Here is a 12405-nt window from a genome sequence, read left to right on the forward strand (position 1 = left end):
CCATAACCACGGGGTTGGATTGTTGAAGCAGGCTGTGGCCCCAGCGTCGCGTAACAATAACCTTCAGTGGTTATGGGTCCCGGCCTTCGCCGGGACGACGCTGAATGTTTGGTACCGCCTGTGGGTCGTATGTTGACGACCCTCTCAGGACGATGGACGGCAAAGGTGCCACGCAACCTACCTTGCTTGCGGCGCGCCATAGTTCGGCGCGAGCAGGCGGTTGCGCACGAGGTAATCGGCGGCGCGCGACCATGATTCGTCGGTGTTGCCGCGCATGTCGGCGCTGGCGGCCGCGAGCAGTCGTCCGGTATGCACGTCGCGCAGGTAGAGATTGATGTTGAGGATCAGGTTGGAGACCTTCTGCACGACGCCGGTGATCGCGATATCGGCGCCGACTTCACCCGCCAGCTTGACGTCGCATCCGCCGCAGGACTGAAGGTTGCTGCCATGCGCCGCAGCGCTGATCGGCGCGATGTCGACGATCCGGAACTTACCTGAATCGGCCAGTTCCTTGCGCACGAGATCGCCGACATGGCCGAGCCGCGCCTGCTCGTCGGCCTGCACGCCATACACCTCGCCCGGCAGGCTGGTATCGATCATCTCGAGATCGAACACCGCGACCTTCGGCGGTTCGGCACGCGAGGCCGCCGACATCGCCAGCATTGTCATGACAAAGATGAACGACGATCTCATGATTGTGAACCAATCGGAATCAGTAACGCGGCAACGACAAAAAGCGGGGTTGCAAGCCAGGCCAATTCGGTCATCTTGCAAGCTGGAGCATGATCCGGATCGCAATGGAAATCATGCGCTAGAAATAAGACGTAACGGGAGGACTTATGTTCCGACGGCTGATCGGCATGATCGCGCTCAGCATGCTGGCGAGCCAGGCCCTGGCGGCCGATCCGACCGAGATTCACATCGGCTATCTCGGCCATGCCGGCATCAAACAGACCCTGTCGCTGGTCGAGCAGCCCGCCGAGAACAATGGCATCGCCGGTGCCCGCCTCGCGATCGAGGACAACAACACGACAGGTAAATTCCTCAATCAACATTTCACGCTCGATGAGGTGAGGGTCAAGGATAGCGACGACGTGGTCAAGGTCGCGACCGATCTCGCCGCGCATGACGACTACATCATCGTCGATCTGCCGGCCGATGCCTTGCTCAAGGTCGCCGACGCCTTGCGCGATCGCGGCACCCTGCTGCTGAACGCCGGCGCGATCGACGACCGGCTGCGCGAGCAGGACTGCCGCGCCAACGTCGTCCATGTCGCGCCGACCCGCACCATGCTGGCGGACGCGGTCGCGCAATATCTGGTTTGGAAGCAGTGGAAGCGCTGGCTGCTGGTGGTCGGCTCGCATGACGCCGACAAGGCTTACGCTGATGCGTTGCGCCGCGCCGCCACGCGCTTCGGCGCCAAGATCGTGCAGGAACGCACCTTCGAGGACACCGGCGGCGCGCGCCGCACCGATTCCGGCGTGACCTTGATCCAGCGTCAGATGCCGGTGTTCACCCAGCAGGCGCCGGCCTATGACGTGCTCGTCGCCGCCGACGAGAGCGAGGTATTCGCGAACTATTTGCCCTATCGCACCTGGGATCCGCGGCCCGTGGCAGGCTCGGCCGGCCTGGTGCCGACCAGCTGGGACGCCGCCCATGATCAATGGGGCGCCATCCAGATCCAGAACCGCTTCGTCAAGCTGAACCAGCGGCGCATGACCGCGCTCGACATGCAGGCCTGGACCGCCGCGCGTATGATCGGCGAAGCGACATCACGCACCAATTCAGGCGACCCGAAGAAGGTCATCGCCTTCCTCAAGGGACCGCAGTTTTCGGTCGCCGCCTTCAAGGGCACGCGGCTGACCCTGCGGGACTGGAATCTTCAGCTCCGCCAGCCGATCCTGTTGGCCGATGGGCGGATGGTGGTCTCGGTGTCGCCGCAGGAGGGCTTCCTGCATCAGGTCTCCGAGCTCGATACGCTCGGTGTTGACCGGCCCGAAACGAAGTGCAAGCTGCAGTGAGGGAGATCGAACGGATGTGGCGCCAAAGTCTGCTCGCGGGGATGTTTGCGTGGCTTGCGGCCATGTCTCCGGCGTCCGCCTATGTCGCCTATGTCTCCAACGAGAAGGGCAACACGGTCACGGTGATCGACACCGACAGCTGGGCGGTGACCAAGACCATCAAGGTCGGGCAACGGCCGCGCGGCATCGAGTTCTCGCGCGACGGCAAGTTCGTCTTCGTCGCGGTCGGCGACGACGACACGATCCAGGTGATCGACACCAAGAGCCAGGAGATCGTCGACACCCTGCCCTCCGGCCCCGACCCTGAATTGTTCACCCAGGATGCCGCGGGCAAGACCATGTATGTCGCCAACGAGAACGACAACACGGTCACGGTGATCGATCTCACGACGCGAGCTCGCGTCGGCGACATCCAGGTCGGTGTCGAGCCCGAGGGAATGACGGTCAGCCCGGACGGCAAGATCCTGATCAACACGTCTGAGACCACCAACATGGCGCATTTCATCGACACCGCGACGCGCCAGATCGTGGGCAATGTGCTGGTCGATTCGCGGCCGCGCTTCGCCGCGTTCAAGCGCGACGGCTCGGAACTATGGGTTTCATCGGAGATCGGCGGCACGGTCTCGATCATCGATCCGGTCAAGCGCGAGGTCACTGGCAAGGTCACCTTCGATATCCCAGGCCTGCGCAACGAGGCGATCCAGCCGGTCGGCATCGGCATGACCAAGGACGCCAAGACGGTATTCGTCGCGCTCGGTCCCGCCAACCGCGTCGCGGTGGTCGACGGCACGAGCCACAAGGTGCTGAAATATCTCTTGGTCGGCCAGCGGGTCTGGCACATGGACTTCACGCCGGATGAAAAATATCTGATGGTCACCAACGGCGTCTCTAACGACGTCTCGGTCATCGACGTCGCCGCCCAGAAGGTGATCAAGACCATCCAGGTCGGCGAGTTGCCGTGGGGAATCACGATCGCGCAGCCATGACATCAACCGATGCACACATCGCAAGCTCGCCTGCTCCGGGCACCGTGCCCGGAATTGATGCGGCCGTGCAGCCTGCGCTGTCGATCGGCCATGTCAGCCACGCCTATGGTCCGCGCCGCGCTTTGATCGACGTCGACTTCACCGTCGCGCCGGCGAGCTTCACCGCGCTGCTTGGTCTCAACGGCGCCGGCAAGAGCACGCTGTTCTCGCTGGTGACGCGGCTGTTCGGCATCCAGACCGGCAAGATCGGCATCTTCGGCCATGACATCAGCCGAACACCGGGCGAAGCGCTGCGGCTGCTCGGCGTCGTGTTCCAGCCCCGCACGCTCGACCTCGATTTGTCACTGACGCAAAACCTGCTCTATCACGCGGCGCTGCACGGCATCTCGCGGCGCGAGGCGCGGCTGCGCGCCGCCGAAGTGCTCGATCGCATCAACCTCGCCGATCGCGCCGGCAGCAAGGTGCGCGATCTCTCCGGCGGCCAGATGCGGCGGCTCGAGATCGCCCGCGCGCTGCTGCATCGGCCGCGGCTGTTGCTGCTCGACGAGGCAACCGTCGGGCTCGACGTCAAGGCGCGCGCCGACATCCTCGACCATGTCCGCCAGCTCGTCGCCGAGCAGGGCATCGGTGTGCTCTGGGCTACGCATCTGTTCGACGAGATCATGCCGAGCGACGACCTCGTCGTGCTGCACCAAGGCAAGATGCTGGCGCATGGTCCGGTGTCGCGTGTGATCGCGGAGGCTGGCGCCCAGGACGTCAACACTGCCTTCATGCGCCTGACCGGCGTGGCGACGCTCGCAGGGAGGCCGCCGTCATGAGCAGCACGACAATGGCGCCGGAGCGCCGCGGCTTCTCGTTCTCCGAATACATCGTCTGCCTCAACGGCATCGTGTGGCGCGAGGCGCTGCGCTTCCTGCATCAGCGCGAGCGTTTCGTCTCGGCGCTGGTACGGCCGCTGGTGTGGCTATTCATCTTCGCCGCCGGCTTCCGCCAGGTGCTCGGCATCTCGATCATCCCGCCCTACGAGACCTATATCCTCTACGAGGTCTATATCGCGCCGGGGCTGATGGCGATGATCCAGCTGTTCAACGGCATGCAGTCCTCGCTGTCGATGGTCTACGACCGCGAGATGGGCAACATGCGCACGCTCTTAGTGAGCCCGCTGCCGCGCGGCTACCTGTTGTTCTGCAAGCTGCTCGCCGGCACCGCGGTTTCGCTGCTGCAGGTCTATGCCTTCCTCGCAATCGCCTGGTTCTGGGATATCACGCCGCCGACCATCGGCTATCTCACGGTGCTGCCGGCATTGGTGCTGTCCGGCCTGATGCTCGGCGCGCTGGGCATGCTGATTTCGGCCAGCATCAAGCAGCTGGAAAATTTCGCCGGCGTGATGAACTTCGTCATCTTCCCGATGTTCTTCGCATCGTCTGCGCTCTACCCGCTGTGGCGGGTGCAGGAGGGCAGCCCGATGCTATACTACGTCTGCCAGTGCAATCCGTTCACCCACGCGGTGGAGCTGATCCGGTTCGCGCTGTATGGCAAGATCAATTGGGTGTCGCTCGCGGTGGTAGGCTCCTGCACGGTGGTGTTCATGATCGGCGCGATCCTGGCCTATGATCCGTCGCGTGGCCTGGTGCGCCGCGGGCCCGGTGGAGGCGAGGCATGACCATGCTGAGCACGAATTGGCGGATCGGACTAGGCGCGCTGCTCGCCGTCGCGCTCTCGAACGGAGCGGCGCGCGGCGCCGATCCGCGCTATCCGGACTGGCCATGCGCGCAGGCCAAGGTGCCGGAGATCTCGATCGCCGCGGTCTGGGCCGGACCGCCGCTCGGCGATGCCGAAACCAAATGGAAGGACGACGTCAAGATCAGCGCCCTCGTCTCCAGGCTTGCGGCGCGCCGCGTGCCGGTCGAGGACGCGCAAAAGGAGATCACTGCGTTCCTGTCGACATCCGCGGCCGACAAGGCCAATGCCGGAAAGCTGCTGTTCGCCGGCCTGTTCGATACGCTCAATGCGCAACGCTCCCAGGTGATGAATGGGCTCGAACGCGTGATGCGCAAGCAGCGCGAAGCCGCGGAAAAAGTCCGCTCCGACACACTCGCATTGCAGGCGCTGCAGGATGCCACGCCGCCGGATCAGGCCAAGGTCGACGAGCTCGGCAATCAGCTGGTCTGGGAGACCCGGATCTTCGAGGACCGTCGGCGCGTAGTGAAGTTCGTCTGCGAGGTACCGACCACAATCGACCAGCGCCTGTTCGCGCTCGGCCGTACCATCCAGCAGGAACTGGACTAGCGCGTTTTCGAGCGAAGTGGGTACCGGTTCGCGTGAAGAAAACGCGTCAAAACAAAAAGCTAGAGCTTCGGTTCTGATTCAATCAGAACCGAAAATGCTCTAGCGGCTGCGGCGAATAGCCACTGGCATCACAAACGTATCATCCCTCCTCACACCGGCCCCGGAACCAACCGCACGGTTCGCCCGTTGCCTCCGACTTACCTGTGAAGTGGGAGGCCTCGATGCGAGCAGCCAAGATCGTCCTAACCAGCCTTGCCGCCGCGAGCCTGGTCACATCAGCAGCTCTGGCCCAGCAATCCATGTCGGGATTGGTCACCAAAATTGACCGATTGAGCGGAACCGTCACCATCCAGCAGACGCAGACCGGCACGGTTGGCGCCGCGGGCGGCTCGGCTCAGGATTACAAGGTCGCGAAGGGCGTGTCGCTCGAGGAACTCCACGCCGGTGACAAGGTGAAGTTCAGCACCACCGAGAGCGGCGGCAGCACGACGATCGACAAGCTGGACCGGGACAAGTAGGCGTCACCGCGAAGCGAAAGCGCGAACGTTACTTCTCCACGTCCACGCTTTCGCGCGGCTCCGGCTCGGCATGCGCCAGCGGCAAAAGCGCGCGCGCCCAGCCGTCGGTTCCGTCCGGATACCAGGCAACATTGCGATAGCCGTAGGACAGCACGCGCTTGGCGGCGTTCCACGACATCCAGCAATTCTCCTGGCAATAGATCACGAGCAGCGCGCCATTGTTGCCGCCGGAGGCGCGGGCCAGCCCGTGCTTGAGATAGTCTTCGGTCGGGCCCGCAAGCTTGCCGTAGCCGGTGTCGGGCAGCCACGTGCTGCCGGGGATGTCGTCGTGCGGCCGATCGCGCCACACGGTGCCTTCAGGCAGATTCTTAGGCTTCGGTGCGCGCGGCAGCACATCGATGAAGGCCCCGGATTTCTCGCGCCAGATCGTCTCCGCCTCGTCCGTGGTCAGCACGCGCGCGCCGGCAAGCGTTGCCGGCACCGGCGACCGATAATCCTCGGTGCGAAAGTCCGCGGGCTCTGCCGGCTTGTCCTGCGCACGGACAGGCGAGACGGCGATCGCGATCGCCGCCAGCAGGGCCGCGAGCAGCCTCGTCATCGTGAGTTGGTCATCGCGAATTGGTCATGGCGATTTGGTCGCACTCCCCTCGCCGATCGGCTTGTCGTTCTCGTCGAGCAGCGGCACGCCGAAATCAAGCAGGATCTTGTTGATCTCGGGCTGGTTCTCCTGGATCAGCCGATTGAGCTGGCGTTTCCAGTTCTGGTCGGCGGCACGCACGCCCATGCCGATGCGATAGACCAGCTTCGGCCCGGTGGTCTCCTTGACCAGCAGCGTCACATGCAGCGGCGGATTGGCCTTCTTGGCATAGTAGCCCGCCATCGGGCCCCACAGGATGCCGGCGTCGATCTCGCCCTTGGCGAGATCGTTCATCATCGCCTCGGCCGAGGAATCGTAGCGCGTGTCGATCATCAGCGGATAGGGCTTTGCATTGGTCATCAGCCCGGCGAGCGCCATGTTGGTCGCCGGCGGCGTTCCCGCGACGATGCCGATATGCTTGCTCTTCAGCCGCTCGTCCTCCAGCGTCGCGACGTCGTCGAGCCCGCTGCCGGGCTTGGTCACCAGGGCGTAGGCCGTGCGGTAATAGGGGTTGGTGCCCTGCACGAGGTCGTCGCCCTGCGGAAAGCCCATGATCACGTCGCAGCGATGCGAGCCGAGCGTCACCCGCACGAAGCCGGTCGCTTGCGGGAAGAACATGTAGTCGATCTTCTTCTGCAGCTTCTCGGCGAACAACTCGCCGATCTTGTTCTCGAAACCCTCATGCTTTTCGTTGGAGAACGGCATGTTGCGGGGATCGGCGCAGATGCGCAGCACCTTCGGATCGACCAGCTCGATCGAGAGCTCGCCCTGATCATTGACCTGGGCGCGCGCGATATCGCGGCCGACGAGACAGGCGATGAATCCGACAAGCGCGAACAGCACGCCACGGCATCCGACTATCTTCATCACATGGTCTCCTGTTGATCCGTCGGTGCGCCGCCATCCGTCGATTGCCCGCCGCACCATGACGTGCAACAGGAATAACCCTCGCAACCGCATCGCGTTGCTTGCTGCACTGCAAACCGGAGACGCGCGCAAGCGACTGCGTGTCCCGGAGAAACTGAGGCGGAAACATGACTCATGGCATTGCGATCGTTGCGCTGGTCCTGATGCTCGGGGCACCGAGCATAGCGCGGGCGCAACAACCGGAATTGCCTGTAAGTGAAGTCGCCCCGGGAATCTTCGTGCACACCGGGGTCACTGCGCTGATGACACGCGACAACGAGGGCGCGATCGCCAATGTCGGATTCGTGGTCGGCGATGATGCCGTCGCCGTGATCGACAGCGGCGGCAGCGTCCGCGAGGGGCGGCAATTGCTGGCGGCGGTGCGCAGCCATACCGGCAGGCCGATCCGTTACGTCATCAACACCCACGCCCATCCGGACCACAGCTTCGGCAATGCGGCTTTCGTCCAAGACGGCACAAGTTTCGTCGGCCACAAGAACCTGCCCCGCGCGCTCGCTGCGCGCGGGCAGTTCTATCTCGACGGTTTTCGCCGCACCATGGGCGACGAGCTGATCGACGAGGTGCGAATCATTCCGCCGACCGTGCTGGTCGAAGACACGCTGCAGCTCGACCTCGGCGGCCGCATTCTCACGCTGAAGGCGTGGCCGGCGGCGCACAGCGACAACGACCTCACCGTGCTCGATGAACGCACCAAAACCCTGTTCGCCGGCGATCTGGTGTTCCTGAGCCATATTCCGGTGGTCGACGGCAGCCTGAAGGGCTGGTTGCGCGCCCTGCCCGCGCTTGCCGCGATCCCAGCGGAGCGCGTGGTTCCCGGTCACGGAGCCGTGAGCGATTGGCCTGCGGCGCTCGCCGACGAACGGCGTTATCTCGAGACGCTGGCCAGGGATGTCCGCGCGCTGGTCGCGAGCGGCAAGCCGATCACGGCAGCGGCCGAGCATGCCGCCGCCTCCGAGCGGCCGCACTGGCAGCTGTTCGACGATTACAACGCGCGCAACGCAACTGCAGCATTCTCGGAAATTGAATGGGAGTAACGTTTCGTCCTATAATGATGCGCGCTGCACAGGATTTGCGACCATGCTTCGACACCGCGTTCGCCTGCTTTGCATTGCCGGCCTCGTCATGAGCACGCTGGGCACACATGCCGTGTCGGCCGCGGAGCCCTATGATCCCTGGCCGGGCCTGGTCCAGGACATCTTCAGCAACCGGCCGATGAACGATGGCAGCGACGTCATCGGCATCGAGATGCCGGCGCGTGCCGAAGATGCTGCGATCGTCCCGGTGACGCTGCGCACGAAATTGTCGCCGGGCGACAGCCGCCGCGTCACCGCGATCACGCTCGTGATCGACGAGAACCCGGCGCCGATGGCCGCGAAATTCACGCTCGGGCCGGACGCCAACGTCACGGAGATCTCGACCCGCGTTCGCGTCAACAACTACACCAATGTGCATGCGGTCGCCGAGCTCAGCGACGGCAAGCTCTATGTCAGCAAGATCTACGTCAAGGCATCGGGTGGCTGCTCGGCGCCGGCGGCCAAGAATCTCGAGGAAGCCAAGAACCATCTCGGCCAGATGCGCTACCGGCAATTCGCCAAGCCCGACCAGGGACCGGCGACGAGCACGCGCGAGGCCCAGATCATGATCGGCCATCCCAACAATTCCGGCCTGCAGATGGACCAGGTCACGCAGCTCTATATCCCGGCCTTCTTCGTCAACGATTTGCATCTCTGGCAGGACGACAGCCTGGTGCTGGCGATGGAGGGCGGCATCTCGATCTCGGAGGATCCCAACATCCGCTTCACCTATGTCTCCGATGGCGCCAAGCACATCCGCGCCGTGGCCAAGGACACCAGCGGCCACGTCTTCGAGCACGAGTGGAAGGTCGACGATCCCGGGACGTGACCTCGGGACGAGCGCTCGGCCCTGCCCTTGTGAGAGTGACCTACAGCAGCAACGGAAGTTCACCTCTCCCATGGGAGAGGTCGGCGCGCAGCGCCGGGTGAGGGGTTACGGTCCCTCGTTGAAGCTGCGGCCCCTCACCCGATTTGCTGCGCAAATCGACCTCTCCCCTTCGGGGAGAGGTGAGCCGAAACGTCGGCTGACACGAGAAAGGCCGACATGCGCTAGAAGCACCGCACTTCGGCTTCCGCCTGAGCGCGCCTCAAGTCGTTGAGCGCGTTGGAGGCCTGCTCGGACGAGCGGAACTGGCCGCCGAGATTGCCCTGCACCTGCGCCATGCTCAGCACGGTCTCGGCCGTGACATAACGATCATAGGGGATCAGCGAGGCCACCACGTCGATCGAGCAGGAGCACTGCTCGATCGCCTGCCGGGTCTCGCCATTGGACTTCATGCAGCCGAACACATATTCGGCCCGCGCCGAGGTCGGATAGTCGTTGGCCTCCTGGGCCTGCGCGCCGATGCTGGTCGCGGCTGATACGGCCAGGGTCGCGGCGACAATCGGTCCCAGCATGCCAGCTCGTGCCATGGTCCTGCTTCCTCTTCTCTTGTCGCAGGCTATGCTATGGGTTCGCGACAGAAAAGAAAACATTCGGGAAGTGGCTCAAGAAACAATGATCGATTGTGTCCGCATCACGCTGGCTGCGGCTCTGGCGCTTATGCAGGTCAGCACCTGCTTCGCCGCAGAGACCATCCGCATTGCAGCGCAGAAGACGGGAACGTTGGCCTGGGAACTTGCGGTAATCCGCTCCCATGGCCTGGACCAGAAGGCCAACCTCTCGATCGATACCGTCGAGCTCGCAAGTCCGGAGGCCGGCAAGATCGCGCTGCGCGCCGGCAACGCCGACGTGATGGTGTCCGACTGGCCGTGGGTGTCGCGCGAGCGCTCGCTCGGTGCCAAGCTCGTGTTCTATCCCTATTCAAGCGCGCTCGGCGCCGTGATGGTCGCCGCAGCGTCCCCGATGAAGACGCTTGCCGACCTCAAGGGGCATAAGCTCGCGGTGGCCGGCGGCGCGATCGACAAGAACTGGCTGCTGCTGCAGGCGGCGCTGAAGCAGGACGGCATCGACCTGAAATCGCAGGCCACCATCGTCTACGGCGCGCCGCCGCTGCTCGCGGCCAAGACGCTCGGTGGCGAGATGGACGCCACCCTCAACTACTGGAATTTCTGCGCCGCGCTGGAAGCCAAGGGCTTTCGCCGCCTCGCTGGCATGGAAGACGTGCTGCAAAAGCTCGGCAGCAAGGGCCGCATCGCGATGATCGGCTATGTGTTCGACGAGGCCTGGGCCAACGCCCACAAGGATCTGGTGGGTCGCTTCATCGCCACCACGCGCGAGGCCAAGCAGATCCTCGCGACCTCCGATGCCGAATGGGACACCATCGCGCCGCTGACCGGCGCGGTCGACGCGGCCACCCTGCACGCCTACCGAGACCGCTATCGCGAAGGCATTCCGCGCCGTCCGATCGCCGACGAGGAGCAGGACGCCCGCGTGCTCTACCGCGTGCTGGCCGAGATCGGCGGCCGCGAGCTGGTCGGCTCGGCCAAGGAGCTCGATCCCGGCACCTTCTATCAAGCGATCGCCGGAGATTGATGTGCTGCGTCTGTTGTCCTTTGCGCTGTTCATCGTCACCTGGTGGATTGGTTCGCTCGTGATCGGCGACGCCAAGCTGCCGGCACCGCCCGCGGTGCTGACCGCGATGATTGCGGAAGCGCGATCCGGCGCGCTGTTCGTCAATCTCGGCGCGACGCTCGCGCGTGTCGCGCTCGCCTTCACGCTGGCGATGGCGCTGGGGTCGGCGATCGGCTATTGGATGGGCCGCATGCCGCTTGCCAACCGGCTCGGCGATCCCTGGCTGATCCTGCTGCTCAACCTGCCGGCGCTGGTCGTGATCGTGCTCGCCTATATCTGGGCCGGGCTGACCGAGGTCGCGGCGATCGCGGCGATCGCCATCAACAAGCTGCCGACCGCCGTCGTCACCCTGCGCGAAGGCGCGCGCGCGCTCGACCCGGCACTCGACGAGATGGCGACGGCGTTTGCGTTTCCACCCGGGCGCACCTTCCGGCACGTCGTCCTGCCGCAGCTCGCGCCCTATATCGCGGCCGCGGCGCGGTCGGGGCTGTCGCTGGTCTGGAAGATCGTGCTGGTCGCGGAACTGCTCGGGCGGCCGAACGGCGTCGGCTTCGAGATCGGCATCGCCTTTCAGCTGTTCGACATCCCGCTGCTGCTCGCCTACTCGCTGAGCTTTGCCGCGGTCGTGCTCGTGATCGAGACCCTGCTGGTGCAGCCGTTCGAAGCCAGGCTATCGCGGTGGCGGCTCCGTGCAGCTTGAGGTCTCAATCACCGGCAAGAGCTTCGAGCGCACTGACGGGAAACGTCACGACGTGCTCGCCGACGTCACCTTCATGTTGAATGAAGGCGAGATCGGCGTCGTGTTCGGTCCGTCGGGCTGCGGCAAGAGCACCCTGCTCAAGATCCTCGCCGGGCTCGACAGCAATTATCGGGGCCGCGTCGTGCGCTCCGCCGGCATGCGGCTCGGCATGGTGTTCCAGGAGCCGCGGCTGTTGCCGTGGCGCTCGGTCGAAGAGAACGTGCGGCTCGCCGCGCCTGATATCGACGAGGCCGGGCTCGCGGCGCTGTTCGAGGTGCTGGAATTGACCGCTCACCGCCGTCATTTCCCCGGCGAATTGTCGCTCGGCCTCGCCCGCCGCGTCGCGTTCGCCCGCGCCTTCGCCGTCGCGCCGGATTTCCTGATCCTCGATGAACCGTTGGCGTCGCTCGACAATGCGCTGGCGGGACGGCTGCGCGAGCAGATCGCGACGCTGGTAGCGAGCCGCAAGATGATGACGCTGCTGGTGACGCACGATCTCGATGACGCCGTCCGGCTCGGCGACCGCCTGTTCTTCCTGTCGGCGCGGCCGGGACGCATCCTGCACGTCGAGACCATCGCAACGCCACGGGCCATCCGAAGCGAGCGCGAGATCGGCGAGATCAAGGCGCGGCTTTCGCTATTGGACCTTGCAAATATGTGAGACGCGGTCATCCTTGGGAAAAACACAAGGAATACAACA

15 protein-coding genes are annotated in these 12405 nt (G+C 64.5%); 11 read left to right on the top strand and 4 right to left on the bottom strand.

All coding sequences use genetic code 11. The features are described from left to right. Positions 1-177: 177 nt before the first annotated feature. On the bottom strand, positions 178-654 hold the full coding sequence (locus tag IC762_RS25725) for a DUF3280 domain-containing protein (protein ID WP_195790281.1): 477 nt from the start codon (positions 652-654) through the stop codon (positions 178-180). 185 nt (positions 655-839) lie between these two features. Between IC762_RS25725 and IC762_RS25730 the strand changes: the two genes are divergently transcribed. The 6 genes from IC762_RS25730 (at position 840) to IC762_RS25755 (ending at position 5814) form a co-directional block, all read left to right on the top strand. Next, on the top strand, positions 840-2021 hold the full coding sequence (locus IC762_RS25730; protein WP_195784999.1) for an ABC transporter substrate-binding protein: 1182 nt from the start codon (positions 840-842) through the stop codon (positions 2019-2021). Between the two features lie 14 nt (positions 2022-2035). Next, on the top strand, positions 2036-3007 hold the full coding sequence (locus tag IC762_RS25735) for a YVTN family beta-propeller repeat protein (protein WP_195785000.1): 972 nt from the start codon (positions 2036-2038) through the stop codon (positions 3005-3007). Beyond that, the gene (locus tag IC762_RS25740) at positions 3004-3825 is read left to right on the top strand and encodes an ABC transporter ATP-binding protein (protein WP_246801238.1); all 822 of its coding nucleotides are present in this window, start codon (positions 3004-3006) and stop codon (positions 3823-3825) included. Before IC762_RS25735 ends, IC762_RS25740 begins: the two co-directional genes overlap by 4 nt. Continuing rightward, a complete protein-coding gene (locus tag IC762_RS25745; protein ID WP_195785001.1) occupies positions 3822-4670 on the top strand; it encodes an ABC transporter permease in 849 nt (282 codons plus the stop codon). The genes IC762_RS25740 and IC762_RS25745 overlap by 4 nt, the downstream gene beginning before the upstream one ends. Before the next feature lie 2 nt (positions 4671-4672). Beyond that, on the top strand, positions 4673-5296 hold the full coding sequence (locus tag IC762_RS25750; protein WP_195790283.1) for a hypothetical protein: 624 nt from the start codon (positions 4673-4675) through the stop codon (positions 5294-5296). A 221-nt stretch (positions 5297-5517) separates the two neighbouring features. Beyond that, on the top strand, positions 5518-5814 hold the full coding sequence (locus tag IC762_RS25755) for a copper-binding protein (RefSeq protein ID WP_195785002.1): 297 nt from the start codon (positions 5518-5520) through the stop codon (positions 5812-5814). 28 nt (positions 5815-5842) lie between these two features. Here the strand turns inward: IC762_RS25755 and IC762_RS25760 are convergent, their stop codons facing one another. Both IC762_RS25760 and IC762_RS25765 read right to left on the bottom strand, forming a co-directional pair. Further along, positions 5843-6412, bottom strand: a complete 570-nt coding sequence (locus IC762_RS25760) for a PQQ-dependent catabolism-associated CXXCW motif protein (protein WP_195785003.1) — start codon at positions 6410-6412, stop codon at positions 5843-5845. Positions 6413-6436: 24 nt separating this feature from the next. Further along, the gene (locus IC762_RS25765) at positions 6437-7318 is read right to left on the bottom strand and encodes a substrate-binding domain-containing protein (RefSeq protein WP_195785004.1); all 882 of its coding nucleotides are present in this window, start codon (positions 7316-7318) and stop codon (positions 6437-6439) included. A 203-nt stretch (positions 7319-7521) separates the two neighbouring features. On the opposite strand from IC762_RS25765, the gene IC762_RS25770 reads away from it, so the two are divergent. Further along, on the top strand, positions 7522-8412 hold the full coding sequence (locus IC762_RS25770) for a quinoprotein relay system zinc metallohydrolase 2 (protein WP_433995924.1): 891 nt from the start codon (positions 7522-7524) through the stop codon (positions 8410-8412). A gap of 88 nt (positions 8413-8500) precedes the next feature. Then, a complete protein-coding gene (locus tag IC762_RS25775; RefSeq protein ID WP_246801694.1) occupies positions 8501-9280 on the top strand; it encodes a quinoprotein dehydrogenase-associated SoxYZ-like carrier in 780 nt (259 codons plus the stop codon). Positions 9281-9501: 221 nt separating this feature from the next. Here IC762_RS25775 and IC762_RS25780 read toward each other — a convergent pair whose 3' ends face one another. Further along, positions 9502-9864 (bottom strand): hypothetical protein, encoded by a 363-nt coding sequence (locus IC762_RS25780; RefSeq protein WP_195785007.1) that lies wholly within the window; start codon positions 9862-9864, stop codon positions 9502-9504. Positions 9865-9949: 85 nt separating this feature from the next. Between IC762_RS25780 and IC762_RS25785 the strand changes: the two genes are divergently transcribed. The 3 genes from IC762_RS25785 to IC762_RS25795 are packed head-to-tail and all read left to right on the top strand — an operon-like array spanning position 9950 to position 12366. Continuing rightward, entirely contained in the window at positions 9950-10927 is a 978-nt protein-coding gene (locus tag IC762_RS25785; RefSeq protein WP_195785008.1) for an ABC transporter substrate-binding protein, read from the top strand. Position 10928: 1 nt separating this feature from the next. Then, positions 10929-11666, top strand: a complete 738-nt coding sequence (locus IC762_RS25790) for an ABC transporter permease (RefSeq protein ID WP_195785009.1) — start codon at positions 10929-10931, stop codon at positions 11664-11666. Further along, positions 11656-12366: an ABC transporter ATP-binding protein gene (locus tag IC762_RS25795; protein ID WP_195785010.1), complete on the top strand. Its 711-nt coding sequence runs from the start codon at positions 11656-11658 to the stop codon at positions 12364-12366. The genes IC762_RS25790 and IC762_RS25795 overlap by 11 nt, the downstream gene beginning before the upstream one ends. Positions 12367-12405: the final 39 nt, after the last annotated feature.

Origin of the sequence: Bradyrhizobium genosp. L (assembly GCF_015624485.1) — a bacterium.
In the GTDB taxonomy this organism is placed as follows: Bacteria; Pseudomonadota; Alphaproteobacteria; order Rhizobiales; family Xanthobacteraceae; genus Bradyrhizobium.

Coding starts and splice junctions, on each gene's coding strand:
- IC762_RS25725 (WP_195790281.1), bottom strand. CDS start 654: ATGTCGGCGGCCTCGCGTGCCGAACCGCCGAAGGTCGCGGTGTTCGAT.
- IC762_RS25730 (WP_195784999.1), top strand. CDS start 840: ATGTTCCGACGGCTGATCGGCATGATCGCGCTCAGCATGCTGGCGAGC.
- IC762_RS25735 (WP_195785000.1), top strand. CDS start 2,036: ATGTGGCGCCAAAGTCTGCTCGCGGGGATGTTTGCGTGGCTTGCGGCC.
- IC762_RS25740 (WP_246801238.1), top strand. CDS start 3,004: ATGACATCAACCGATGCACACATCGCAAGCTCGCCTGCTCCGGGCACC.
- IC762_RS25745 (WP_195785001.1), top strand. CDS start 3,822: ATGAGCAGCACGACAATGGCGCCGGAGCGCCGCGGCTTCTCGTTCTCC.
- IC762_RS25750 (WP_195790283.1), top strand. CDS start 4,673: ATGCTGAGCACGAATTGGCGGATCGGACTAGGCGCGCTGCTCGCCGTC.
- IC762_RS25755 (WP_195785002.1), top strand. CDS start 5,518: ATGCGAGCAGCCAAGATCGTCCTAACCAGCCTTGCCGCCGCGAGCCTG.
- IC762_RS25760 (WP_195785003.1), bottom strand. CDS start 6,412: ATGACGAGGCTGCTCGCGGCCCTGCTGGCGGCGATCGCGATCGCCGTC.
- IC762_RS25765 (WP_195785004.1), bottom strand. CDS start 7,318: ATGAAGATAGTCGGATGCCGTGGCGTGCTGTTCGCGCTTGTCGGATTC.
- IC762_RS25770 (WP_433995924.1), top strand. CDS start 7,522: ATGCTCGGGGCACCGAGCATAGCGCGGGCGCAACAACCGGAATTGCCT.
- IC762_RS25775 (WP_246801694.1), top strand. CDS start 8,501: ATGAGCACGCTGGGCACACATGCCGTGTCGGCCGCGGAGCCCTATGAT.
- IC762_RS25780 (WP_195785007.1), bottom strand. CDS start 9,864: ATGGCACGAGCTGGCATGCTGGGACCGATTGTCGCCGCGACCCTGGCC.
- IC762_RS25785 (WP_195785008.1), top strand. CDS start 9,950: ATGATCGATTGTGTCCGCATCACGCTGGCTGCGGCTCTGGCGCTTATG.